Annotated in this window: 18 protein-coding genes; 11 read left to right on the top strand and 7 right to left on the bottom strand. The window is 68.9% G+C overall.

Annotation, left to right across the window (positions count from 1 at the left end; genetic code table 11):
* Positions 1-47 precede the first annotated feature (47 nt).
* Positions 48-527 carry a hypothetical protein gene (locus M3M27_RS17700; protein ID WP_140726365.1) on the top strand — a complete coding sequence of 160 codons (480 nt, stop codon included), beginning with the start codon at positions 48-50 and terminating at the stop codon, positions 525-527.
* 391 nt (positions 528-918) lie between these two features.
* Here M3M27_RS17700 and M3M27_RS17695 read toward each other — a convergent pair whose 3' ends face one another.
* On the bottom strand, positions 919-1,674 hold the full coding sequence (locus tag M3M27_RS17695; protein WP_140726368.1) for an MHYT domain-containing protein: 756 nt from the start codon (positions 1,672-1,674) through the stop codon (positions 919-921).
* Positions 1,675-1,727: 53 nt separating this feature from the next.
* Complete coding sequence (locus M3M27_RS17690; RefSeq protein WP_434026456.1) at positions 1,728-2,537, bottom strand: V4R domain-containing protein; 810 nt, start codon at positions 2,535-2,537, stop codon at positions 1,728-1,730.
* Between the two features lie 541 nt (positions 2,538-3,078).
* Between M3M27_RS17690 and M3M27_RS17685 the strand changes: the two genes are divergently transcribed.
* Both M3M27_RS17685 and hglS read left to right on the top strand, forming a co-directional pair.
* On the top strand, positions 3,079-3,645 hold the full coding sequence (locus M3M27_RS17685; RefSeq protein WP_218569800.1) for a hypothetical protein: 567 nt from the start codon (positions 3,079-3,081) through the stop codon (positions 3,643-3,645).
* Positions 3,646-3,739: 94 nt separating this feature from the next.
* Positions 3,740-5,122 (top strand): 2-oxoadipate dioxygenase/decarboxylase HglS, encoded by a 1,383-nt coding sequence (hglS, locus tag M3M27_RS17680; protein ID WP_434026455.1) that lies wholly within the window; start codon positions 3,740-3,742, stop codon positions 5,120-5,122.
* A 770-nt stretch (positions 5,123-5,892) separates the two neighbouring features.
* Here the strand turns inward: hglS and M3M27_RS17675 are convergent.
* The 3 genes from M3M27_RS17675 to M3M27_RS17665 all read right to left on the bottom strand — a co-directional run bounded on the left by M3M27_RS17675 (position 5,893) and on the right by M3M27_RS17665 (position 13,615).
* Positions 5,893-9,012 (bottom strand): efflux RND transporter permease subunit, encoded by a 3,120-nt coding sequence (locus M3M27_RS17675; protein WP_140726387.1) that lies wholly within the window; start codon positions 9,010-9,012, stop codon positions 5,893-5,895.
* Between the two features lie 52 nt (positions 9,013-9,064).
* Positions 9,065-12,289: an efflux RND transporter permease subunit gene (locus M3M27_RS17670; protein ID WP_434026454.1), complete on the bottom strand. Its 3,225-nt coding sequence runs from the start codon at positions 12,287-12,289 to the stop codon at positions 9,065-9,067.
* Between the two features lie 84 nt (positions 12,290-12,373).
* Positions 12,374-13,615 carry an efflux RND transporter periplasmic adaptor subunit gene (locus M3M27_RS17665; protein WP_434026453.1) on the bottom strand — a complete coding sequence of 414 codons (1,242 nt, stop codon included), beginning with the start codon at positions 13,613-13,615 and terminating at the stop codon, positions 12,374-12,376.
* A gap of 369 nt (positions 13,616-13,984) precedes the next feature.
* On the opposite strand from M3M27_RS17665, the gene M3M27_RS17660 reads away from it, so the two are divergent.
* The 5 genes from M3M27_RS17660 to M3M27_RS17640 all read left to right on the top strand — a co-directional run bounded on the left by M3M27_RS17660 (position 13,985) and on the right by M3M27_RS17640 (position 19,904).
* Positions 13,985-15,301 carry a M20 family metallopeptidase gene (locus M3M27_RS17660; protein WP_434026452.1) on the top strand — a complete coding sequence of 439 codons (1,317 nt, stop codon included), beginning with the start codon at positions 13,985-13,987 and terminating at the stop codon, positions 15,299-15,301.
* 194 nt (positions 15,302-15,495) lie between these two features.
* Complete coding sequence (gene queF, locus M3M27_RS17655) at positions 15,496-16,314, top strand: NADPH-dependent 7-cyano-7-deazaguanine reductase QueF (protein ID WP_434026451.1); 819 nt, start codon at positions 15,496-15,498, stop codon at positions 16,312-16,314.
* A 132-nt stretch (positions 16,315-16,446) separates the two neighbouring features.
* Entirely contained in the window at positions 16,447-16,743 is a 297-nt protein-coding gene (locus tag M3M27_RS17650; protein ID WP_434026450.1) for a LysM peptidoglycan-binding domain-containing protein, read from the top strand.
* Positions 16,744-16,767: 24 nt separating this feature from the next.
* Positions 16,768-17,259: a hypothetical protein gene (locus M3M27_RS17645; RefSeq protein WP_434026449.1), complete on the top strand. Its 492-nt coding sequence runs from the start codon at positions 16,768-16,770 to the stop codon at positions 17,257-17,259.
* Between the two features lie 413 nt (positions 17,260-17,672).
* The gene (locus M3M27_RS17640) at positions 17,673-19,904 is read left to right on the top strand and encodes an NADP-dependent isocitrate dehydrogenase (protein ID WP_434026448.1); all 2,232 of its coding nucleotides are present in this window, start codon (positions 17,673-17,675) and stop codon (positions 19,902-19,904) included.
* Between the two features lie 176 nt (positions 19,905-20,080).
* Here M3M27_RS17640 and M3M27_RS17635 read toward each other — a convergent pair whose 3' ends face one another.
* Positions 20,081-20,275, bottom strand: a complete 195-nt coding sequence (locus M3M27_RS17635) for a hypothetical protein (RefSeq protein ID WP_140726412.1) — start codon at positions 20,273-20,275, stop codon at positions 20,081-20,083.
* A 101-nt stretch (positions 20,276-20,376) separates the two neighbouring features.
* Between M3M27_RS17635 and M3M27_RS17630 the strand changes: the two genes are divergently transcribed.
* The 3 genes from M3M27_RS17630 (at position 20,377) to M3M27_RS17620 (ending at position 24,110) form a co-directional block, all read left to right on the top strand.
* A complete protein-coding gene (locus M3M27_RS17630) occupies positions 20,377-21,300 on the top strand; it encodes a LysR substrate-binding domain-containing protein (RefSeq protein WP_140726415.1) in 924 nt (307 codons plus the stop codon).
* A 128-nt stretch (positions 21,301-21,428) separates the two neighbouring features.
* Positions 21,429-23,168 (top strand): bifunctional isocitrate dehydrogenase kinase/phosphatase, encoded by a 1,740-nt coding sequence (gene aceK / locus M3M27_RS17625; RefSeq protein WP_434026447.1) that lies wholly within the window; start codon positions 21,429-21,431, stop codon positions 23,166-23,168.
* Between the two features lie 57 nt (positions 23,169-23,225).
* The gene (locus tag M3M27_RS17620) at positions 23,226-24,110 is read left to right on the top strand and encodes an energy transducer TonB (protein ID WP_434026446.1); all 885 of its coding nucleotides are present in this window, start codon (positions 23,226-23,228) and stop codon (positions 24,108-24,110) included.
* A 288-nt stretch (positions 24,111-24,398) separates the two neighbouring features.
* Here M3M27_RS17620 and M3M27_RS17615 read toward each other — a convergent pair whose 3' ends face one another.
* Positions 24,399-25,709, bottom strand: coding sequence for a TCR/Tet family MFS transporter (locus M3M27_RS17615; protein ID WP_434026445.1), 1,311 nt, complete (start codon positions 25,707-25,709; stop codon positions 24,399-24,401).
* Between the last annotated feature and the right edge of the window lie 31 nt (positions 25,710-25,740).

The following is a 25,740-nucleotide window of genomic DNA, read 5'->3' as shown; positions in this document are numbered from 1 at the left end:
GCCGGCGCACGTCCGGCCCGCGTAATGGAAGACAGACGGAGAATGCCATGGCAAGGATATGGACGTTGCTGCTGGGGATCGCCCTGGTGCAGCCGTTGTGGGCGGCGGAGCTGGAAGAAGAACGGGTCAACCCCAGCGAGGTCACCTTCGAGAAGGGAGTGCCTGTCTACTACGAAGGCGGCAGGCCGGTACGGCTGAAGACGCGCCAGGAAGGCGGCGAGACCATCTACTACCGGCTGGTGCGCTACGACGCGCAGGAAGGCTACGTGGACCAGGACGGCCGCAGCATCGCCGCCGACGGCAACTACGTGTCGCCGCAGACGCCGATCCGCGGCTTCGCCGCCGGTCGCGCGAGCAGCCGCGTGCGCTACTACGGCGCCGGCCTGTACGGGCCGGATTACTACCAGAGCCCCTACAACCGCGACGCGCGCAAGCACTACTCCGGGCCGGGCTACTACGGCAGCTGCGACTGGCGGGGGTGCCGCGAGGTGCACTACCTGGTGCCGGTCTACGGATATCCGTACTGAGGTCCTGGCATCGGCGCCCGCGCGGGACTGGCCGTACGCGCGGGCTGCGGCATCATCGGCCATGATCCCCGCGCGCCCCGCTGCCGGCGCAGGCCGGTGCGCCCGGCGCCGGCGATGCCCGGATCGACGCCAGCTCGGCGACATCAACGCCTACGCTCTCCGCCATCCGGACAGCTTCCCGGACGAGGCGGCGCGTTATGCCAGTGTCCGCCACGGCTATGTCCAGGCCTTGCCGGAGCAGCGGCGCCGGCCGCCGGGCAAATGCATTCGGCCGCCGAGCCCGGAAGCACTCGCCGTCGGCGTGTCATCGTCGAGCGCCTGGTTCGACAGGCGCATGATGCGTCACGAACGTCGACGATGCGGCTGACGGCGCGCGCCGCAAGCAAGCCGATCAGATCGAAACCGAGGCGCGCTGTTGCCGGCGCTGCATGGTCATCAGCAGCATCACCGTCAGCAAGGCCGTGGCCACGACGAAAATGCCCATGCCCAGGTAGTCGCCGCCCAGCCCGCCAGCGGTGCTCAGCGCGACATCCTCGCCATTGGGCACGAAGCTCGCGGCGTACATGCCGGTGTAGTGCATGCCGCACACGGCCACGCCCATCACCAGCGCGCTGCCGAGCATCTGCACCCAGCCGCGCAGGTTGAAGGCCAGCCACAGCGCCACCGTCGAGGCGACCACGGCGATGACCACGGACACGCCGACGATGCCCATGTCGTAATGGGTCGTTGCCGGCATCTTCATCGCGGCCATGCCGGTGTAGTGCATGCCGGCCACGCCCAGGCCCATGCACAGTCCCGCCATCAGCAGCTTGCCCCAGCCGAATACGCCGGAGCCCGCCAGGACCAGGCCGACCATGCACGAGGCGATGCCGACCACCGCCGACAGCGCGGTCAGGCCCAGGTCGTAAGTCACCTGGATTTCCATCCGGCACGCCAGCATGGCGATGAAGTGCATGGCCCAGATCGCGCCGGCGCCCAACGCCACGCCGCTGGCGGTCACCGCCTGCCAGCGTTGCGCACCGGTCCGCGCGGCCGGGATGCCGATCGCGATCTGCAGCGCGGTGAACGAGCCGAGGACCGAAACCAGGTACGACAACAGCATCAGGATCGGATCGTGGACGCAGTGGATCGCATGGTCGTGCGGCATGGTGGATTTCCCCTCGGCTCGTTGCGGTGGTGGCTGGCCAGGGACAGGCCTGGTCAGACGTGGAATACGAACTTGCAGCAGCTCGCGCCGTTGGCGCGGCAGGACACTTCGCTGACCCGCACCAGGCCCAGATTGCCGGCCTCGTTGAGTGCGCCCTCGAGGAAGCCGCGCAGGAAATGGCATTGCGGCGCGGTGACCGCCGGCCCCGGGATGGCGAACGGACTGCTGTGGGTCCTCAGCGCGTCTTCCTCCAGCTCTGCGGGCAGCAACTGGCGCAGCGCCGGCAACGCGATGTGGCGGATCGAACCGGCCATCGGTAGACGTGCGCCCAGGGCGAAATCGCGCTTGTACACCCAGGCGCCGACGCGGGTGCCCATATAGCGCAGGGTCGATTCGCGCTGGGCCGGCTCCAGGCTGCGCTCGAGGCTCAGTACCTGGCCGAACACCTGCGGATAGTCCTTGGCGATCTGCTGCAACAGGGACTCGACCCGCCTCTGGTCGAAGGCCATCTTGGCCGAGGCCTGGGCTTGCATGGGGGGCGAGGCAGGCGCCACGGCAGCCGCAACGGGGGCTTCCCTGTGCAGCGGCGACGCTGCCTGCAAGGTGGCCGGAGCACTGGCGTCGTAGGCGTTGGCCTCCAGGCTCTGCACCATCCAGTGCGTGCCCAGTTGTTCCTCCATCTGCATGAGATTGGCCTCAGGCCCCTGCACGACCATGATCATGACCACGCCGGTCTCGGTGTTGGCGCGGCGGTGGCGCAGCAGGTTGAAGCGATTGGCGATCAGTACCTCGCCCAGCGCTATCAGCAAACCATCCCGACGATCGGAAACGATCTTCAGTTCTATATCGACGAGCTTGTCCATGATTCCCCGTGTCGTACGCCACACCCGCGTGGGGGCGCCGCCTGCGCCGCGCGTTTCTGTAGAAAAACGGCTCCTTCGCAGCGCCGTAAGAAATAGCACGAAGCATGAATGCAATAACGCGACGGCCCGCACACTGGTCTGCAAGTGTCCGTGAGTGTCATCACGGTTCGGCAGGCGGGGAATCGGGGCGCGCGCAGGTTGGGAAACGGCAGATCACGAAGCGGATCGGCGATGGATGCGCTCCGGGGCGTGTCATGAACTTTCGGGGCGGGATGCGCGGGCGTCGGCAGTGCGGGACCGATGTCGCGTGGTGCGGCCTGGCCGGCGGCCAGGCGAGTCGCGCGGCGCGGGCTCCGCCGATGTCCCGCCCTCCGGGAAGTGGCCTGGGCGTGCCGATGCTGCGTTGCGCGCCTTGCCAGGCGGCCAGCCTGGGTTGTTGCGCCGATACGCCCCAGGCCGCTTTCCCCATCCCCGAGTCCAGGACAGGCTCCAGGCTTACACCCGGCGGTTCGTGCGGCATTATTGCTACATGAGCTTCCGCATGCTTCCCGTCGTGTCCGCACTCGCGCTGGCGTCCGCTCCGGGCGCGTCGTGGGCCCAGCAGGCCACGGCAGGGACCACGCCGGCGCCCGTAGCCATCTACGCGCCCGACACCGGCGACGCCTGGATCGACCGCCAGCTCGGCGACATCGACGCCTACGCGCGCCGCTATCCGGACAGTTTCCTGGACGAGGTGGCGCGCTACGCCAATGTCCGCCGCGGCTACGTCGAGGCGTTGCTGGAGCAGCAGCGCTGGCCGCCGGGCGACATCTACTTCGCCTGCGCCTGGGCGTTCGCGACGAACCTGTCCTGCCGCGAGACGGTGCGCGCCTGGAGCCGCGACCATCGCGATGGCTGGAAGGGCGTGGTCGGGCGCTTGCCGATCGCGCCCGACAACCTGCATTACCGCGCGGTACGCCACGCCATCGTCGCCAGCTACGACCGCTGGGACCGCCCCATCCGGCTCGATGCGGTGCTGCTGCGCCAGCTGGGCGACCATGCGCAGCGCCTCGAACGCGCCCGGCAGGCGGCCCAGGCCGCCGAGGCGGCCGACAAGCAGAGGCTCTAGGGCCGGGTTTGCTGCTGTGCGGCTGGCCCGGCCGCGGCCGCCTCGGCGAAAATGGCGGTCCCTGCCGGATATCCGGCTTCGCCCGAGTGGTTCGATGAGCGACACCTCCTTCGTTTCCCCCGACGAGATACGCAGCCTGTTCGCGCAGGCGATGTCGGACATGTACCGTGCCGAAGTGCCGTTGTACGGCACGCTGCTGGAACTGGTGGCGCAGGTCAACGCCGACACCCTGGCGTCCGACCCGGCGCTGGCGGAACGGCTGCAGCGCAACGACGAGCGCGCGCGGCTGGACCTGGAGCGGCACGGCGCGATCCGCGTCGGTACTGCGCAGGAACTGGCCACGCTGCGGCGGCTGTTCGCGGTGATGGGCATGCAGCCGGTGGGCTACTACGACCTGTCGGTGGCCGGCGTGCCGGTGCATTCCACCGCGTTCCGCCCGGTGCGGGCCGAGTCGCTGGCGCGCAATCCGTTCCGCGTGTTCACCTCGCTGCTGCGCCTGGAGCTGATCGAGGACGAGGCATTGCGCGCCCAGGCGGCGGCGATCCTGGCCAAGCGCCGGATCTTCACCGACGGCGCACTGGCGCTGGTCGAACAGGCCGAGCGCGAGGGCGGGTTGCGTCGCGGCGACGCCGAGCGGTTCGTCGCCGAGGCGCTGGAGACCTTCCGCTGGCATCGCGACGCGACGGTCTCGCTGCAGACCTACCGCGCGCTGAGCGATGCGCACCGGCTGATCGCCGACGTGGTCTGCTTCCATGGCCCGCACATCAACCATCTCACCCCGCGCACGCTCGACATCGATGCCGCGCAGGCGGAAATGCAGCGCCGCGGCATCGATGCCAAGGCGGTGATCGAAGGCCCGCCGCGCCGGCGTTGCCCGATCCTGCTGCGCCAGACCAGCTTCAAGGCGCTGGAGGAGGCGGTGGACTTCCCGGAATCGGGCGGCGCGCGCGCCGGTACCCATACCGCGCGCTTCGGCGAGATCGAGCAGCGCGGCTTGGCGCTGACGCCGAAGGGACGCGCGCTGTACGACGCGCTGCTGGCGCAGGCGCGCGACGCCGGCCGCGCCGGCAGCACCGGCGACGACTACGTGGCCCGGCTGGAAAGCGCGTTCGCGGGTTTCCCGGACGATTACGACACGCTGCGCCGCGAAGGCCTGGGCTATTTCCGCTATCGGCTCACCGAGGCGGGCCGGGCCGATCCCGCCGCCGCGGCGGCGTTGCCGGCCGAGGCGGCGATCGCGGCGGGGCTGGTCGGCGCCGATCCGGTGGTCTACGAGGATTTCCTGCCGGTCAGCGCGGCCGGCATCTTCCAGTCCAATCTCGGCGGTACCGAGCAGCGTGCGTATGCGGCGCACGCCAACCGCGAGGCGTTCGAGCAGGCGCTGGGCGCGCCGGTGGCGGACGAGTTCGCGATCTATGCGGGGATCGAGCGCGATTCGCTGGCGGCACTGGGGCAGGGCGATCGCGTTAGGGCGTGATCGGTCCGTCCTTGGCCGTCTCTGGCGTCGTCCCCGCGAATGTGGGGTGCGGGGCGCAGGGTCGCTGTTTGCTAGCCACTGGTTCGGGCAGCATTGAGTTCCATCGAGCTATGCCTGATGACCGGGGTCGAAGATCCAGCGACTTTGACGTTATCTGGCCGGCCCACGCAATCTCACCGTTCTATGGAATCTCTCCATCGTCGTTCCCGCGAAGGCGGGAATCCAGGGACTTTGCTCTTGGCTTTTGGGTCTTTGGCGAGTAAAGCCCAAAGCTTTCGCCTTGCGGCGAGTTACCTTTCTTTGCTTGTGCAAAGAAAGGTAACCCAAAGAAAGCACACCCCGCCTTCGCGCCCGCAGCTTTGCTGCGGGTCCGCGGAGTCAATGGGATTTTCGGACGCGACATCCTGTCGCGGCCGAAAACGGCGCACATCCTTGTGCACCGCCCTTCGGGTGTTTCCCATTGTCTCCGCCGCTTCGGAGGGGCCCCGATAAGTCAAAGTCAAAAGCTCGAAGCAAAATCACGAGCAACGGCAACGGCAACGGCAACGGCAACAGCTGCAATCGCAGTTGTTGCCGCAGCCGCAACCATTACGCTTGCACCCGTCTGAACGTCGGAGCGCCATGTGCGAGGGCCGGGGGCGCAGACCCAGCGGCTTTCGCCGGCTTGGTCGCAAGCATCATTGCGTTCCACTCACACGGGAACGAAAAAAACACCCAAGACCAGGGCATCTCAAGCAAAAAACGGCCGCTCTTGGGCGGCCGTGGCTGCATCAGTTCTGCAGTGCCAGTTTTGCCTGCCGCCGTGCGCGGCGGCGGGCGCGCCAATCCTTCCAGTGCTGGGCCAGGCACGAGAAGATCACGTACAGCGCCGGGGTGCTGAGCAGGGTCAGGCTCTGCGAGATCAGCAGGCCGCCGATCATCGCGATGCCGAGCGGGCGGCGCAGCTCGGCGCCTTCGCCCAGGCCGACCGCCAGCGGCACCGCGGCCAGGATCGCCACCATCGTGGTCATCATGATCGGGCGGAAGCGCACGATCGACGCTTCGCGCGCCGCCTCGCGCGGGTTCTTGCCGTGCTCGCGCTGCGCCACCAGCGCGAAGTCGATCATCATGATCGCGTTCTTCTTGACGATGCCGATCAGCAGCACCAGCGCGATCGTCGAGATCACCGAAAGCTCGGTATTGGTGACGAACAGCGCCAGCAGCGCGCCCATGCCGGCCGCGGGCAGCGTGGAGAGGATCGTGACCGGGTGGATCAGGCTCTCGTAGAGCATGCCGAGCACGATGTAGACGGTGAGGATTGCCGCCAGCAGCAGCACCATCATCGAGTTCGGGTTGAGCTGCACGTTGAAGCCGCCGCCGTCGCTGATGCGGATGTCGCCGGGCATGCGCAACCCGTTCACGGTCGCGTCGATGATCGCCTGCGCCTCGCCCATGCTCACGCCCGGGGCGAGGTTGTAGCTGAGGTCCATCGTCGTGTACTGGTTGTCGTGCGTGATCTGCGGCGGCGCCAGCCCGGGTTCCTGGTGCGCGACCGCGGTGATCGGCACCATCTCGCCGTTGCGGTTGGGCACGTAGATCTGGTCCAGCGCGGCCGGCGTGGCGGTCTGCGACGGCAGCGCGTTGACCACCACGCTGTACTGGTTCATGTCCGAGTAGATCGTCGAGATCGAGCGCTGGCCGAACGCGCCGTACAGCGCGCCGTCGATGGTGCCGATCGAGATGCCGAGCCGCGCGGCCTTGGCGCGGTCGATGACGATGTTCTGGCGCAGGCCGGCGGTATCCACGTCGCTGCCGACGTCGCGCAGCTTGGGGTTCTTCTTCAGCGCGGCCACCAGCTTGGGCAGCCATTCCTGCAGCTGCGCCAGGTCGTTGCCCTGCAGCGAGACGCGGTACTGCGCGCCCTGGCTGGTGCCGCCGCCGCCGTCGCTGGGCAGGTCCTGGATCGCGCGCAGGCGCAGGTCCAGGTCGGGATAGCGGTCGGCCTTGGCGCTGAGCCGCGCCACCACCTGGTCGGTGGTCTCGCGCCGGCCCTCGGCGCGGGTCTTCAGCTCGATGTTGAACGAGGCGCTGGAGCCCTGGCGGCTGGAACCCAGCCGCGCGCCGACGATCTTCACCGCCGGGTCGGCCATCAGCATGTCGGTGATGCGGCGCTGCCGCTCGACCATGTCGGCGAAGGACACCGTGGCGCTGGAACTGGCGCGGCCCCAGACCAGGCCGGTGTCCTGCGGCGGGAAGTTACCCTTCTTGACCGCGCCGAACAGGAACACGGTGGCGCCGATCAGCGCCAGCGGGGTCAGCGACAGCAGCAGCGCGTGCCGCAGCGAGAAGTCCAGCGCCACCGTGTACACGCGCAGCATGCGCTGGTGCATGCGTTCCAGCCACGCGCCGACCCGGCCGGGCTCGGCGCTGGCATGGGCCGACAGGAACCGGCTGCACAGCGCCGGGGTCAGCGTCAGCGAAACCAGCATGGAGACCACGATCGCCGCCACCAGGGTGACGGTGAACTCGCGGAAGAACGCGCCGATCATGCCGCTGGCGAACAGCAGCGGGATGAACACCGCAACCAGCGAGGCGGTGATCGAGACGATGGTGAAGCCGATCTCGCGCGCGCCGGCGAGCGCGGCCTGCATCCGCGGCATGCCCTCGTCGAGGTGGCGCGAGATGTTCTCGATCACCACGATCGCGTCGTCGACCACGAAGCCGATCGCGATCACCAGGGCCAGCAGGCTGAGGTTGTTGAGGCTGAAGCCGAGCACGTACATCACCAGCGCCGAGCCGGCCAGCGACAGCGGCACGGTCACCGCCGCGATCAGCGTCGGCGCCAGCCGGCGCAGGAACAGCGCCATGGTCAGCACCACCATCGCCAGCGAGATCAGCAGCGTGGCCTGCACCTCGTGCAGCGAGGCGCGGATGGTGGGAGTGCGGTCGAAGTACGGGGTCAGCGTGGTGCCGGGCTGCAGGTAGGTGCGCAGCTCCGGGATGGCGGCCTTCACGCGGTCCACGGTCTCGACCATGTTGGCGCCGGCGCGGGTGAACACGTACATCACCACCGCCGACTTGCCGCCGAACCAGGCGGCCTGGTAGGCGTCCTGCTGGCCGTCGTAGACGCGGGCGATGTCGCCCAGACGCACCACGCGGCCGTTGGACTGGCTGGCGATGGCGAGCTGGGCGAAGTCGGCGGCCTTGGCGACGGAATCGTTCACCACGATCGCGGTGGTGCTCTTGCCGTCGGACAGGAAGCCGGTCGGCGAGGTGACGTTGGCCGCGCGCACCGCGTTGCGCAGGTCGTCCGGGGTCAGCCCCATCGCGCTCATCGCGCGCAGGTCCACGTCCACGCGCACCGCCGGCGTGGACGCGCCGGCGATGTCGACCGAGGCCACGCCGGTGATCTGGCGCAGGCGCTGCGCCAGCAGCGAGTCGGCGACGTTGTACAGGTCGTCGGCGGATTGGGTGTCGGAGGTGAGCGCGAGCGCGATCACCGGGTCGTCGTTCGGGTTGGCCTTCTGGTACGACGGCGTGCCGAGGCCCGAGGGCAGGTCGGCCTGCGCGGCGTTGATCGCGGTCTGCACGTCCTGCGCGGCCGAATCGATGTTGCGGTTGCTCTGGAAGATCATGAACACCATGCTCCGGCTCTCCGAGCTGGAGGAGCGCATGCGGTCGATGCCGGGCAACTGCCCGAGGTGGCGTTCCAGCGGCGCGGTGACGGTGGAGGCCATCGTGGCCGCGTCGGCGCCGGCCTGCGTGGCCTGCACGAAGATCACCGGGATCTGGATGTTCGGCAGCGCCGCCACGCTCAGGCGCAGGTAGCACATCAGGCCGATCACGAACAGGCCGATCGCCAGCAGCGAAGTGCCGATCGGGCGCTTGATGAAGGGCGCGGAGAGGTTCATGGGGCCAGGACCCGCGGGGAAGCCGGGCCCCGGGTCCCGCCGGCGACCGTGTTCATGCCCGTCCCTCCGCCGGCACCGGCGCGCGCCGCGCGCGCCAGGCGCGCACGCGCTCGGAGAAGCGCTCCATGTACAGGTAGATCACCGGCGTGGTGTAGAGCGTGACCAGCTGCGACAGCAGCAGGCCGCCGACGATCGAGATGCCGAGCGGGCGGCGCAGCTCCGAGCCGATGCCGGTGCCCAGCGCCAGCGGCAGCGCGCCCAGCATCGCCGCGGCGGTGGTCATCATGATCGGGCGGAAGCGCAGCAGGCAGGCGCGGCGGATCGCGTCGTGCGCGCTGGCGCCGGCGCGGCGCGCCTCGATCGCGAAGTCGATCATCATGATCGCGTTCTTCTTGACGATGCCGATCAGCAGCACGATGCCGACGATGCCGTCCACCGACAGGCTCAGACCGCACAGCATCAGCGCCAGCAGCGCGCCGACGCCGGCCGGCGGCAGCGTGGAGATGATCGTGAACGGGTGGATGTAGCTCTCGTAGAGCACGCCGAGCACGATGTAGATCACCACGATCGCCGCGATCAGCAGCCACACCACGTCGGTCTGGCTGCCGGTGAACTCGGCGGCCTTGCCGACGAACTGCGCGTGCACCTGGGTCGGGAGCTTCAGGTCCTGCCTGGCCTGCTCGATCGCCTTGACCGCCTGCGACAGCGAATAGCCCGGCGCGAGGTTGAAGGAGATCGTCACCGCCGGCAGCTGCTGCTGGTGGCTGACCACCAGCGGCGTGCTCGCCATCTTCGCCGTGGCCAGCGCCGAGAGCGGGATGATGCTGCCCGAACCGACGGTGATGCCGGTGTTGCGCTCGCCCACGCCGGTGGCGGTGGAGGAGTTGGACGAGGTCACCTGGCCGAAGCTGGTCGCGTTGGTGCCAGTCAGCGCGCCGGTGCCGTTGCTGGCCACCGCGAGCTGGTTCATCAGCGCGGTGCTGGTGCGGAATTCCGGCGCCACCTCCAGCACGACGCGGTACTGGTTGAGCTCGGTGAAGATGGTGGAGATCTGGCGCTGGCCGAAGGCGTCGTAGAGCGTGTCGTCGATGGTCTGCATCGGCACGCCGAGCATGCTGGCCTTGTCGCGGTCGACGGTGACTTCCAGGGCGTTGCCGCGGCTGGCCAGGTTGTTGTCGACGTCGGCCAGCTGCGGCAGCTTGCGCATGGCCTCGGTCATCCGCGTCGCCCACTCGGCCAGTTCGGCGCTGTCCACGTCGGAGAGCGAGAACTGGTACTCGGTGGCGGCCACGCGGGTGTCCAGGGTGACGTCCTGCACCGGCTTGAGGTACAGCGCCACGCCCGGGATGTCCTTCACCGCCGCCTGCAGCCGCGGCAGGATGTCCTCCAGCGCCTCGCGCTCGCTGCGCTCCTTGAGCACGATCGACAGCTGGCCCTGGTTGAGGGTCGGGTTCATGGAGCCGGCGCCGATGAAGGCGGCCACGCCGGTCACCGCGGGATCCTTGCGCAACGCCTCGGCCACCGCCTGGGTGCGCTGCTCCATCTGCGGGAAGGCGACGTTCTGGTCGGCCTGCACCACGCCGGTGATCAGGCCGGTGTCCTGCTCGGGCAGCAGGCCCTTGGGAATGACGACGTACAGCAGCACGGTCAGCGCCACGGTGGCGATCGCCACCCACAGGGTCAGGCGCTGGCGGCCCAGCACCCAGTCCAGGGTGCGCTCGTACAGCGCCACGGTGCGCGACCACAGCGTGGTCTTGCCGGCCGCGGCGGCGCGCTCGTGCGCGTCCTCGCCCTCGGGCAGCGCGTCGGGCCTGAGCAGGTAGGCGCACATCATCGGCGTCAGCGTCAGCGACACCAGCATCGAGATCACCACCGCGATGCTGAGCACCCAGGCGAACTCGTGGAACAGCCGGCCGGTCACGCCCGGCATCAGGATCAGCGGCAGGAACACCGCCACCAGCGACACCGTCAGCGACAGCACGGTGAAGCCGATCTGGCGCGCGCCGATCTCCGCCGCCTCGCGGCCGCTCTTGCCCTGTTCGATGTAGCGGACGATGTTCTCGATCATCACGATCGCGTCGTCGACCACGAAGCCGGTCGCCACCACCAGCGCCATCAGCGACAGGTTGTCCAGCGACATGCCGGCGAAGGCCATCACGCCGAAGGTGCCGGCCAGCGACAGCGGCACCGCCACCGACGGGATGATCGTGGCCCACAGCCGGCGCAGGAACACGAAGATCACCGCCACCACCAGGCCGATGGTGAGGATCAGCGTGAACTTCACCTCGTGCACCGAGGCGCGGATCGTCTCGGTGCGGTCGGAGAAGACGTCCAGCTTGACGTCGGCCGGCAGCACCGCGCGCAGCTGCGGCAGGATCGCGCGCACCTGCTCGACGGTCTGCACGATGTTGGCGCCGGGCTGGCGGCGGATCTCCAGCAGCACCGCCTGCTTGCCGTCGGCCCAGGCGGCGAGCTGGTCGTTCTCCACGCCGTCCACCACCTGCGCCACGTCCGACAGCCGCACCGGGCGGCCGTTGCTGTAGCTGATGATGGTGTCGCGGTATTCGGCCGCGTCGGTGAGCTGGTCGTTGGTGCCGATGCTGTAGGACTGGGTCTTGCCGTTGAGCGAGCCCTTGGGCGCGCTGACGTTGGTCTGGGTCAGCGCGCTGCGCAGCGACTCCATGGTCAGGCCCATGTTCGACAGCTGCGCGGGATTGACCTGGATGCGCACCGCCGGGCGCACGTTGCCGGCGATCGAGACCAGGCCCACCCCCGGCACCTGCGACAGGCGCTGGGCCAGGATCGCGTCGGCGTAGCGGTTGATCTCGCGCAGCGGCAGCGTGTCGGAGGTGAGCTTGAGGGTGAGGATCGCCGCGTCGGCCGGGTTCACCCGGTTGTAGACCGGCTGGTACGGCAGCGACGAGGGCAGGGTGGCCTGACGGATCGCGGCCTGCACGTCCTGCGCCGCGATGTCGATGTCCTTCTCCATCGAGAACTGCAGGATGATCGTCGACAGCCCCGCCGAGGAGTCGGACGTCATCATGTCCAGCCCGGAGATCTGCCCGAGCTGGCGTTCCAGCGGCGTGGTCACCAGCGAGGCCATCGTGCTGGCGTTGGCGCCGGGATACTGGGTGGTGACGACCAGGCTCGGCGCGTCGATTTCCGGCAGCGCCGAGACCGGCAGCTGGCGATAGCCCAGGATGCCCAGCAGCAGCACGCCGGCCATCAGCAGCGAGGTGGCGATCGGTCGGCGGATGAAGATCGTCGAGAAGCCCACGTGGCTCGTCCTTACGTCAGTCGGGGCCGGCGCGCATGGCGCCGGCACGCGGGCGGGGCGCTGCGCGCCGCCGCCGGGAGGGAATCAGCGCGGGCCACCGCCGCCACGGCGGCCGCCCGGGCCGCGGCCCTGCTTCTGCTGGGCGGCCTTCAGCTCGGCCTCGGTCGGCGGCGCCGGCGTCTCGCCCGGGGCCAGCGCGTTGACCTTGCTGCCCGGCTTCAGGCGGAACTGGCCTTCGGTGACGACCTTGTCGCCGGCCTTCAGGCCGCTGGCGATCTGCACGTGGCTGTCGTCGACCTCCACGCCCTGCACCACCGTCTGCATCCTGACCGTGTTGTCGGGCTGCACGACGTAGACGTAGTCGCCGTCCGGGCCGCGCTGCACGGCCTGCGCCGGCACCACCACGCCGCCGGGGATCGTGCGCAGCTGCAGCCGCACGTTGACGAACTGGCCCGGCCACAGCGCGTTGTCGGCATTGGCGAACACCGCGCGCGCGGCGAAGGTGCCGCTGTCGCTGCTGATGGTGTTGTCGATCACGTCGAGCTTGCCGTCCGCGCTGATCACGTGGGCGTCGCCGCGGTCGAGCGCGGCCACCGGCAGCGGCGCCTTGGCCTGGCCGTCCCGCACCGCCTGCAACTGGTTCTCGGGCAGGTTGAAGGAGACGTAGATCGGGTGGATCTGGGTCAGGGTGACGATGGTGGAGCTGGTGGAGACGACGTTGCCCACGTCCACGCCGCGGATGCCGGCGATGCCGTCGATGGGCGCGGTGATGCGGGTGTACTGCAGCTGCACCTGCGCAGCGCGCATCGAGGCGTCGTTGGCGGCCACCGCAGCCTCGTACTGGCTGACCTGGTTGCGCAGCGTGTCCAGGTCGGTCTTGGCCACGTAGGGCTGGTACTCCGGCGCGCTGGAGCGCGCGTAGTTGGACCGGGCCGTGGCCAGCTGCGCCTGGTTCTGGCGCTTGGCGGCGGCGGCCTCGTCGTAGCTGGCCTGCAGGGTGCGCGGGTCGATCTGCGCGAGCAGGTCGCCCTTTTTCACTTCCTGGCCTTCCTTGAAGTTGATGCTCAGCAGCTGGCCGCCCACCTGCGGCGTCACCGTGGCGGTGTTGAGCGCCTTCACCGTGCCCAGCGCGGTGGCGTAGACCGGCACGTCCTGGGTGGTCGCCGCCACCGCGGTGACGGGCACCGGGGCGGAGTTCTGGTCGCCGCTGGCGTCGGGCGCGCCCGGCGGCTTGCCCTGGGGCCCGCCACGCAGCATCCGCGCGCCGACGGCCAGCACGACGACCACTGCCACGACCAGCAGCGAGATCTTCCAGAAACGCGACATTCGACAACTCCTGATGGCGGGGGGGACGCGCGATCGGCACGGCCCGGCTGGCTGGGCGGTGGAAGCATATCGTCGGCCCCCGTCGTTTGGACCATGACGGATGGGATAGGCCGTAGACCTCCATCCGCCGGGTTGGTTCAGCCGTGGACCGGCACCCGACAAACGCATCGCTGCGGCATCGGTTGACGGCCGGGACGGCGGGGGATGCGACCCATGGGAGCGGCTCAGGCCGCGACGGGCTCCACCGAGCCCCATGGTGACCGAAGCCGTTTGCGCCGCGATGTCGGGCAAGACACAGAGCGACGCCGGTCTATGGCCGGTTTCGGACATGGCCTACAGTGGAGCGGCTTGCCACCCCAAGGAGCCCGAATGCGTCCCTCTCGTCTGCTGGCCTGCTCGCTGTTGCTGGCCGCCCCCTCGCTCGCCCTGGCCCAGTCCGCCGAGCGCCCCGAAGTGACCGCCGCCGCCGACAAGCTGCAGGCGCAGGTGGTGCAGTGGCGCCGCGACTTCCACGAGCACCCCGAACTGTCCAACCGCGAGGTGCGGACCTCGGCCAAGGTCGCCGAGCACCTGCGCAAGCTCGGGCTGAAGCCGCGGACCGGCATCGCCCACCATGGCGTGGTGGCGATCATCAAGGGCGGCAGGCCCGGCCCGAGGATCGCCCTGCGCGCGGACATGGATGCGCTGCCGGTCACCGAGCAGACCGGCCTGCCGTTCGCCTCCAAGGCCACGTCCGAGTACCGGGGCGAGACGGTCGGGGTCATGCACGCCTGCGGCCACGACGCGCATACCGCGATCCTGCTCGGCGTGGCCGACGCGCTGGTCGCCATGCGCGAACGCTTGCCGGGCGAGGTGATGCTGATCTTCCAGCCGGCCGAGGAAGGCGCGCCCGGCAACGAGGAAGGCGGTGCGTCGCTGATGCTCAAGGAGGGGCTGTTCGCCGACTTCAAGCCGGAGGCGGTGTTCGGCCTGCACGTGTTCTCCAGCGTCCAGGCCGGCCAGATCGCGGTGCGCGGCGGCCCGCTGATGGCCGCCTCGGACCGCTTCAACATCAAGGTCGTCGGACGCCAGACCCACGGTTCCGCGCCGTGGAACGGCATCGACCCGATCGTCGCCGCGGCCGACCTGATCGGCGCCGCGCAGACCGTGGTCAGCCGCCGCGCCAACATCGCCAGGCAGCCGGCGGTGGTCAGCTTCGGCGCGATCAAGGGCGGCATCCGCTACAACATCATCCCCGACGACGTGGAGATGGTCGGCACCATCCGCACCTTCGACGAGGGCATGCGCCAGCAGATCTTCGCCGACCTGAAGACCGTGGCCGAGCACACCGCGGCCGCGCACGGCGCCACCGCCGAGGCCCACGTGCCCGACCAGGACGGCAACCCCGCCACGGTCAACGACCCGGCGCTGACCGCCCGGATGCTGCCCAGCCTGCAGGCCGTGGTCGGCAAGGACAACGTCTACGAGCCGCCGCTGCAGATGGGGGCCGAGGACTTCTCGTTCTACGCGCGCGAGGTGCCCGGCCTGTTCTTCTTCGTCGGCGCCACCAGCCCCGGCATCGACCCGGCCACCGCGCCCAGCAACCACTCGCCGAAGTTCCTGCTCGACGAGAAGGCCCTGGACGTGGGCCTGCGCGCGCTGCTGCAGGTCTCCCTGGACTACCTGGAAGGCGCCCGGCCGGGCTGAGTCGGCACCTCGCGTGAGCGGCTCCGGCCGCGATGGGCTTTCGTGCGAATTTCACGCAAGGCCCGCACGTCCATGTGCGGGCGATTCAAGGGGAAAGCCCGTCGCGGCCGATGGCCCGAGGCCAGGTAGGCCGCCCCCACGGTTCAAGCGTTCCATACACCTTCCGGCCAGCCGCCGCCCCGTAGAATCGGCGGATGAACACCCCCCAGGATTCCAGCCTCGGCCGCGAGGTCGCGTACCCGGACCGCTACGATCCGGCCCTGCTGTTCCCGATCCCGCGCGCCGCGGCCCGCGCCGAGATCGGTATCGGCGCGGCGCTGCCGTTCTCCGGCCACGATCGCTGGCATGCCTACGAACTGGGGTGGCTCGACGCGCGCGGCAAGCCCTGCGTCGCCACCGCGACCCTACAGGTGCCGTGCGATTCGCCCAACCTGATCGAGTCCAAGTCGCTCAAGCTCTACCTGAACTCCCTCAACGGCGAGCGCTTCAACAGCGCCGAAGCGGTGCGCGCGCGCATCGCCACCGACCTGTCGGCGCGCGCCGGCCGGGAGGTGATCGTCGAGTTCGGCCTGCCGCCGGTGGATGCGGTCGGCGAGGGCGAGTCGATCGACGCGCTGGACGTGGCCATCGAGGACTACGGCCCGCCCAATGCCGGCTACCTGCACACCGATCCCACCGGCGGCACGGTCGAGGAAACGCTGGTGTCGGCCCTGCTGAAATCCAACTGCCCGGTCACCGGCCAGCCGGACTGGGCCAGCGTGTCCCTGCGCTACCGCGGCGAGCGGATCGACCGCGAGGGGCTGCTGCGCTACCTGGTGAGCTTCCGCGACCATGCCGAGTTCCACGAGCAGTGCGTCGAGCGCATCTTCCACGACGTGCAACAGCGTTGCCGGCCGCAATGGCTGGCGGTGGAGGCGCGCTATACCCGCCGCGGCGGCCTGGACATCAATCCGCTGCGAGCCAGCCCGCAGCTGGCCTCGCCGCTGCCGGCGTTCCGCGACCCCCGGCAATGACCGGCGGTCCCCGCATGCCGGCCGGGTGAGCGGCCGGCATGCGCGGTAAGCCGGTTTCACGCCGGCGCGATCCCTTCTTAACATCCGCCGTGCGACCGTACCCGCCAGTCCGGTAACAAGGAACCGCTGGCGATGAGCAACGACAAGAAGGCCGATTTCTCGGATGTCACCTCCAAGGTCGACAGCACCGCCCAAGTAGTGCAGAAGGCCGATTTTTCCGATGTCTCCGCGCGGGTGGACAGCACCGCCGAAATCGTGGGCGAACAGTCCTATACCGTGCAGAAGGGCGATTCGCTGTCGAAGATCGCCAAGTACTTCTACGGCGACGGCAACGCCTGGAAGCGCATCTTCGAGGCCAACCGCGACGTGCTCGACGATCCCGACAAGATCTTCCCCGGCCAGAACCTGCGCATCCCCGCGAAGTCCTGATCCGACCACTCAAGGAGAACCACCATGCAGAAGACCCCGCTTTCCGGCGCCGTGATCCTGGGCCTGACCGCCGCGTTGGCCCTGGCAGGCTGCAAGAAGAAGGACGAGGCCAACGTCGACAGCACCGCCCCGGTCGCCAGCCAGCCGGCGACGCCTGCACCGTCCGAGCCCGCGCCCGCACCGGCCGCGGCGGCGGTGAGCGTCACGGGCGTGACCGTGGGCAACAACGCCGCCGCCGACAAGTCGGTCGCACCGGTCGCCACGCTCGGCGCCAAGGACAAGATCATCGTCTCGGTGAAGACCGACGGTACCGCCAACAACGTGCCGGTGGCCGTCAAGCTGACCTACCAGGACGGCCAGGTCGCCGGCGAGCAGAACGCCACGATCAACGCCACCGGTGCCGAAACCACCAACGTCGAGTTCACCAAGGCCAGCGACTGGCCGGCGGGCAAGTACACCGCCGACGTGACCGTGGACGGCAAGCCGGCCGGCAGCCAGCAGTTCGAGGTGAAGTAGGGCTCAGGGAGCAGCACGCCCGCCGTCTCTCTCCCGGCGGGCGTTCTCGGCTGGAGGCGCAGCGCAAGCTGCGCCTCTTTTTTATGGATCGTTCGTGCGATCCCTTCGCGAAGCCCACGCGTCCATGGGCGGGGACCTACGGTGAAGTACGGGGGCATTCGCGCTTCAGGGCCGCGGATCGGTTTTCGATGCAACCTATCCGCATGGATGGAACGCTGGGTTCATGGCGGACTCGGCTTTACCCCATCGCCCCGCAGACGCGACAATGAAACGCTCGATCGACCCCGTTCCCGGCTGCGGCCGGCACGGCGGGCACAAGCGGCAGGCAGACGGCAACGCCTCCGCGGCCCGGTGCAGCAGCTCCATCCCTTCGCCGCGGTTTCCCTCCCGAACCAGTACGAGTCCACGCAGAAATGTCGAATACCCCGAAGATCATCTACACGCTCACCGACGAGGCACCGTTCCTGGCGACGCAGTCGCTGCTGCCGATCATCAAGGCCTATACCGGCACCGCCGGCATCGCGGTGGAAACGCGCGACATCTCGCTGGCCGGCCGCATCCTCTCGCAGTTCCCCGACTACCTGGACGACGCGCAGAAGATCGGCGACCACCTGGCCGAGCTGGGCGAACTGGCGACCCGGCCGGAAGCCAACATCATCAAGCTGCCGAACATCTCCGCCTCGGTGCCGCAGCTGAAGGCGGCCATCAAGGAACTGCAGGCGCAGGGCTACCGGCTGCCGGACTATCCGGACGAGCCGAAGGACGACAGGGAGAAGGACGTCAAGGCCCGCTACGACAAGGTCAAGGGCAGCGCGGTCAACCCGGTGCTGCGCGAAGGCAACTCAGACCGGCGCGCGCCGCTGTCGGTGAAGAACTACGCGCGCAAGCACCCGCACCGCATGGGCGCCTGGGACAAGGCCTCGAAGACCGCGGTGGCGCACATGGCCGGCGGCGACTTCTACGGCAGCGAGCTGTCGGCCACGCTCGCCAGCGCCGGTAGCCTGCGCATCGAGCTGCTCGGCAGCGACGGCGTCGTCACCGTGCTGAAGGAGAAGACCGCGGTGAAGGCCGGGGAGATCGTCGATGCCGCGGTGATGAGCCGCAAGGCGCTCGCCCAGTACGTCGACGATGCGATCGCCCGGGCGCGCGAGCAGGGCGTGCTGCTGTCGCTGCACCTGAAGGCGACGATGATGAAGGTCTCCGACCCGATCATGTTCGGCGTGGTGGTCGGCGAGTTCTACAAGGACGTGCTGGCCAAGCACGCCGACGTGCTCAGGCAGGTCGGCTTCGACCCCAACAACGGCATCGGCGACCTGTACGCGCGCATCGCCGCGCTGCCGGCCGACCAGCAGGAGGCGATCAAGGCCGACGTGCAGGCCGAGTACGCCAAGCGCCCGGCGCTGGCGATGGTGAATTCCGACAAGGGCATCACCAACCTGCACGTGCCGAGCGACGTGATCGTCGACGCCTCGATGCCGGCGATGATCCGCGACAGCGGCCGGATGTGGAACGCCGAGGGCAAGCTGCAGGACACGCTGGCGCTGATCCCCGACCGCAGCTATGCCACCATCTACCAGGCGGTGATCGACGACTGCAAGCTGCACGGCGCGTTCGACCCGGCCACGATGGGCAGCGTGCCCAACGTCGGCCTGATGGCGCAGAAGGCCGAGGAATACGGCAGCCACGACAAGACCTTCCAGATCCCGCGCGACGGCGTGGTGCGCGTGGTCGACGAGGCCGGCACGACGGTCTTCGAGCACGCGGTGGAAGCCGGCGACATCTGGCGCATGTGCCAGACCAAGGACGCGCCGATCCAGGACTGGGTCAAGCTGGCGGTCAACCGCGCCCGCCTGAGCGGCACCCCGGCGGTGTTCTGGCTGGACCCGCAGCGCGGCCACGACGCGCAGGTGATCGCCAAGGTCGAGAAGTACCTCAAGGACCACGACACCGCCGGCCTGGACATCCGCATCCTGCCGCCGGTGGAGGCGATGAAGTTCTCGCTGGAGCGCATCCGCAAGGGCCAGGACACCATCTCGGTCACCGGCAACGTGCTGCGCGACTACCTCACCGACCTGTTCCCGATCATGGAACTGGGCACCAGCGCCAAGATGCTGTCGATCGTGCCGCTGATGGCCGGCGGCGGGCTGTTCGAGACCGGCGCGGGCGGCTCGGCGCCCAAGCACGTGCAGCAGTTCGTCGAGGAGGACTACCTGCGCTGGGATTCGCTCGGCGAGTTCCTGGCGCTGGCCGCCTCGCTGGAGCACCTGGGCGAAACCTGCGGCAACGCCCGCGCCAAGGTGCTGGCGCAGGCGCTGGACGCGGCCAACGGCCGGATCCTGGACAACAACAAGTCGCCGGCGCGCAAGGTCGGCGAGCTGGACAACCGCGGCAGCCATTTCTACCTGGCCCTGTACTGGGCGCAGGCGCTGGCCGCGCAGGACCAGGATGCCGAACTGAAGGCGAAGTTCGCGCCGCTGGCCAAGACGCTCGCGGACAACGAGCAGGCCATCATCGGCGAACTCAATGGCGCGCAGGGCAAGCCTGTGGACATCGCCGGTTACTACCACCCCGATCTGGCCAAGGTCGCGGCCGCGATGCGTCCGAGCCGGACCCTCAACGCCGCATTGGCGACGCTCGAGGGCTGATCCGGCGTCGTTCGCCGGATGCGCCGGACGGGAAAGCCCGCCTCTCCAAAGAGGCGGGCTTTTTCTTTGGGCCGCTCTCGATCGATGCCACGACCCTGCCGACAAGGCGTCGGGCGAGGTCCCTCCCACATCGCGTTGCCGGGCGAATCGGCTCCCTTCCGTGTCGCCGCTACTGCTCACCGGAACGGCGATAGCGCCGTCATCGCACGGACCAGCAGCGCCGCGCGCCGCCGCTGGGCACGCTCGCGACGCCGCCGCGCGCGGCCTCGCTCGCGCTCGCCGGCGAGGCCCGAGGGTTCGGCAAGCTGGCGCGCAAGCTCGGCGCTGGCGATATGGCCGTGCATGAAAAGCAATCCGCTGAAGATGCCCATGTCCTTGCCTCCACTTGAGTGGAATCGACGATAAGCGCACGCTTGGCAGGCAAAAAGCGACAATTGCGCAACCCATACTTGAAGACGGCTCAAGGCTCGCCATGGCCAGACCACCGCTCCACGCTTTGCAGGGATTCGTGACCGCCGCGCGCCTGGGCAATCTTTCCCGGGCGGCCGAGGCGATGAACCTCACGGTCAGCGCGCTCAGCCACCAGATGCGCGGCCTGGAAGAACGGCTGGGCTATCCGTTGCTGGTGCGGCAGGCGCGCGGCGTGACGCCCACGCCGGAGGGCCAGCGCCTGCTCGAACAGGTCGCGCCGCACCTGGACGCGATCGCGCAGGCGTTCCGTCCGTTCGCGGCGCGGCACGACGACGTGCTGACCTTGAGCATCGTGCCGTCGATGGCATCGGCCTGGCTGGTGCCGCGCCTGGGCGATTTCCTGGCGGCGTATCCCCAGGTCGAGATCAACCTGCTCTCCAGCGAGCACCTGGTGGATTTCGAGCGGCAACTGCAGGTCGACGCCGCGCTGCGCATCGGCGGCGGGCGCTGGCCGGGCGTCACCGCCGAGCCGCTGTTCGACGATTGGCTGGTGCCGATGGCCAGCCCGGCGCTGGTCCGTCGCATGGGCGGAATCGGCAAGCGGCCGCTTTCGGAATGGCCGTTGCTGGGCGATCCGGACGGCGAGTGGGAGCGCTGGTTCGCCGAGTTCGGCGGCAAGGCGCCGGCGCGCTATGCCGCGGTGTTCGACGATTCCGAATCGCACCACCGCGCGGCCATGGAGGGCGTGGGAGTGGCGCTGGGCCGAGTGACGCGCACGCGGCTGCTGATCGAATCCGGGCAGTTGGTGCCGCTTTCGCCGCAGCGGCTGAAGACCGCCTGGTCGCACTATCTGGTCTATCCGCCGCGCTCGGCCGGGCACCGGGGCTTCATGGCGTTCCGCGAGTGGTTGCACGCGCAGGCGCGCGAGCATGCGCGGCACATGCAGGAACCGGTGCGAAAGCCGTCGCGTCCACGCCGGCGCTAGGCGAAGGGGCGTGGGGTCGTGGACGGGGCCGCAGGAGGCGGACGCGGGTATTTTCCCGGGCGCGGCGAGCTCACGGATGGCCGCGCTGGCCATCCGTGGACGTCGGCACGGCCTAGTACACTGCCGGCATGAACCTCGCGCCGATCCCGCCGCAGTCCGAACGCCGTGCCGAGGCCATCGGCCGGGCGATCTTCGAGGCGTTCGAGGACTACAACGCGCGCTTCTCCGAGATCACCGCGCGGGCCCGGCGCCGTTTCGAGACCCGCGACTGGAGCGGGGCGCGCGAGGATGCGGTGGAGCGCATCGCCCTGTACGACCAGTGCATCGCCGAATGCATGCTGCGCCTGCGCGCGGTGCTGATGGGGCAAGCGCACGACCGCGCGCTGTGGATCCGCGCGCGCGAGCACTACCAGGCGTCGATCGCGTCGCTGCTGGACCAGGAGCTCTACAAGACCTTCTACAACACGCTGACGCGGCGCTATTTCCGTACCCGCGGCGTCGACCCGCGCATCGAGTTCGTCGCGCTCGACATCGAGCCCACCGACGCGATCACCCACCCGGTCGCCCGCCATGCGTACGCGGTCTCGCCCGGGCGATTGACCGAAATGCTGGTGCGGGTGCTCGGCGATTACCCGTTCGAGGAGCCTTATGCGCACCGCACGCGCTGCGCGGCGGCGATCGCGGTACGGCTGCAGGACGACCTGGCGCACTGGGGCGAACACCCGGTGCGCAGCGTGGAGTTGCTGGAGACGGTGTTCTACCGCGAGCGCCGTGCCTACCTGGTCGGGCGGGTGTTCGGCGAGCATCGCTTCTCGCCGTTCGTGATCGCGCTCGTCAACGACGAGCGCGGCCTGCGCGCGGAGGCGGTGCTGACGCGCCGCAGCGACGTCGCGCAGCTGTTCAGCAATTCGCGCAGCTACTTCCACGCGGACCTGGGAACCGTCGGCGACGCGGTGGTGTTCCTGCGCAGCCTGCTCGCGCACAAGCCGATCGACGAGCTGTACACGATGCTCGGGCGCGCCAAGCAGGGCAAGACCGAGCGCTATCGCACGTTCTTCCGGCATTTCGAGGCGAACGCCGCCGAGCAGCTGGTGCATGCCGAGGGCACGCCGGGCATGGTGATGGTGGTGTTCACCCTGCCGAGCTATCCCCTGGTGTTCAAGGTGATCCGCGACCGCTTCGCCTATCCCAAGCAGGTCAGCCGCGAACAGGTCGAGGAAAAGTACGAACTGGTCTTCCAGCTGGACCGCATCGGTCGCCTGCTCGACGCCCAGCCATACCACTTCCTGCGCTTCCCGCGCGCGCGCTTCGCCCCGGCGCTGCTGGAGGAATTGCTGGGCAGTTGCGCCGGCAGCATCGCCGAGGATGGCGAGGACCTGATCATCGCCCTGTGCTACGTGCAGCGCCGCTTGCGGCCGCTCAACCTGTACCTGCGCGAGCAGCCGGCCGAGAGCGCGCGTGCCGCGGCGATCGACTACGCGCAGGCGATCAAGGACATGGCGCGCAACAACATCTTTCCCGGCGACATGCTGCTGAAGAACTTCGGCATCACCCGCCACCAGCGCGCGGTGTTCTACGACTACGACGAGCTGTGCCTGATCACCGAATGCAACTTCCGCGACTGGCCCAGGCCGACCACGTACGAGGAGCAGATGGCGGCCGAGCCCTGGTTCCACGTAGCCCCGCGCGACGTGTTCCCCGAGCGTTTCCCGTTGTTCATGGGCCTGCCTGCCGCCCAGTTGGAAGCCGTGCGCGCGGTCCACGCCGAGCTGTTCGATCCGCAATGGTGGCGCGATCTGCAAGCCCGCCTGCGCGAGGACGACTATCCGGACACGCCGCCCTATGCCGACGCGCTGAAGCTGGCCTGATTGCCTGGGCGGACTGGAGTAGGGTCTAATCCGCTTCCATCACACAAGGAGTGCCGCATGGGGAACAAGGAGCGGAATGCAAAGATGTGGCGGAGCGGGCTGTTGCTGGTCGCGCTTGCGGTGGGAGCGATGCCGGCCATGGCGAACGGGCCCGGCGCCGTACGCAAGCAGATCGAGTCGAGTCTGCTGGTGGCCGGGAAGATCGATATCGAACCGGACGGCTCCGTGTCGAACGTCACTTTCGAACAACAGGAGAAGCTGCCCGAAGGCGTGGTGGGATTCGTGCGCGATTCGGCGCTGCAATGGAAGTTCGAGCCGATCGTGGTGGATGGCCGGCCGACCAGGGCGCGTGCGCCCATGAACGTGCGCGTGGTCGCCAAGAAGTTGCAGGACGACAGGTACAAGATCGAAATACGCAGCGCCAGCTTCGAGACCTATGATCCTGATAGCCGCGAAAGCATTACCAAGAACGTGATGGTCCCGCCGCGTTATCCGATGGGACCGGCGAAGGCGGGTATTGGCGGCGACGTGTACCTCTTGGTCAAGGTGGGCCGGGACGGAGCCGTCCAGGACGTCGTGGCCGAGCAGGTCAACCTGCGCATCGTGGCCTCAGAGGGCGAAATGCGGAAGCTGAGGAAAGTGTTCGCCGATAGCTCCATCGCGGCCGCGCGGCTCTGGACGTTCCATCCCCCATCGGAAGGCAAACGCGCCGATGCCCCCTTCTGGGTGGTGCGCATGCCTATTTCTTATCGGCTCAACAGCGAGACCCGCTTCGACGAGTACGGACGCTGGAACAGCTACGTGCCGGGACCGCGTGAGCCTGTGTCCTGGGGCTCGCAAGACGATCGAGCAGGTTTCTCGCCCGATGCGCTGGCCGAGGGCGGCGTCTACATGGCGAACCAGGAAGGCCCGCGCCTGCTGACGCCGCTGCAGGGCGGCTGACGGTTTCGCCACCCGGCGTTGAGGGGATCCACCATCTCGCCTTGTCGGTCGCGGGCCTGGAGCGCGCCGTCGCGTTCCACTGCGACCGGCTCGGAGTGTTCATGGACTGCCTGCCTCCAGTTGGAAGCGGTGCGCGCGTCCACGCCGACCTGTTCGATCCGTCGTGGTGATGCGATCCGCAAACCCGCCTGCGCGAGGACGACTGTCCGGACGCGACGCCCTGTGCCGACGCGCCGAAGCTGGCCTGGATTCGTACCCGCACCTTCCTGCGGGGAGCACCTTCACGCTTCAACGTTCCGGCCTGTGCAGCTCCAGGCCGAGCGCCATCGGCACCGCGAGCGCGTAGAGGACGAGGACCGTCAGCCAGATCGCGCCGGGCCATTGCGGGCGTAGGACGAAATACAGGGACGAGAACGCCAGCGGTGCGATCACGGATGCAAGGCTGGTCGTCGAGGCCAGCACGCCTTGGAACTGGCCTTGCCGGGCTTCGTCGACCTGCCGCGTCGCCAGCGATTGCAGCGCCGGGACGCCGATGCCGCCCAGGACGAACACCGGCATGATCGCAAAGACCATCCAGCCTTGGCGGGCGAACGCCATGACCACGAGCGCGATGCCCGCACCGGCGAGGCCGACCAGGATGCTGGCGCGTTCGCCGAACAGGCGCACCGCCGGAGCGGGAAGAAAAGCCTGCGCCAACGCTTGGCAAAGGCCGAAGGTTCCGAGCGAAAGGCCGATCCACAATCCGTTCCAGTGGAATGCGTCGTTGCCCCACAGTGCCCAGCACGTGCCGTAGGCCTCGCCGGTGGCGCTGAACAGGAAATAGATCGCGATGACCGGCCACAGGGATTTCATCGAGAACGCCCAGCGCAGCGGCCGCAGCGGCCGCAGCGGATCGAGCGAGGCCAGGGCGAGCGGCTCGCGGACCGGCGTGCGCGACTCGGGCAGCGCGAACAGCGCCAGCAGCAGATTGCAACCGTTCAGTGCCGCCGCCAGGACGAAGGGCAGGCGCAGCCATCCGTCGCCAAGCGCGCCGCCGAGCACCGGGCCGAGGATGAAGCCGATGCCGAACATCGCGTTGAAGAGGCCGAAGCGGCGCGCGCGCTCGTTCTCGGGCGTGACGTCGGTGAGATAGGCCTGCGCGACCGAGCTGTTGGCACTGGTCAGGCCGGCGATGGCGCGGCCGATGAACAGCATCCACAGTTTCGGTGCGAAGGCCAGGAACAGGTAGTTGACCACGGCGCCCGCAAGCGAGACCAACAGCACCGGACGGCGGCCGAGGCGATCGCTGAGCGCGCCGAGCAGCGGTGCGAACACGAACTGCATCGCCGCGTACAGCGCGACCAGCAGGCCGATGCAAGGGGCGACGTCGGCGTCGTGGGTGACCTCCCGCAGCAGCGAGGGAAGGATGGGGAACACCAGGCCGATGCCGACGGCGTCGAGCAGGATGGTGGCGAAGATGACCAGGAGGGATTTGTTCATGGGAGGGCGGCAGGAAAGGGAAAAACGAAAAGGGCCGGAGTCGGCATCGCTTTCGCGTGCGTGACTCCGGCCCTTTTGTGTCGTGGGGCTCGGCTTGCTCCGGTACCCGGTCGAGGGCACCGAACTCGCTATCGTCGGATTGTGGGGAAGC

It is taken from the genome of Xanthomonas boreopolis (genome assembly GCF_046529185.1).
Lineage (GTDB): Bacteria > Pseudomonadota > Gammaproteobacteria > Xanthomonadales > Xanthomonadaceae > Pseudomonas_S > Pseudomonas_S boreopolis.
This window is presented reverse-complemented; position numbering and strand designations above follow the sequence as displayed.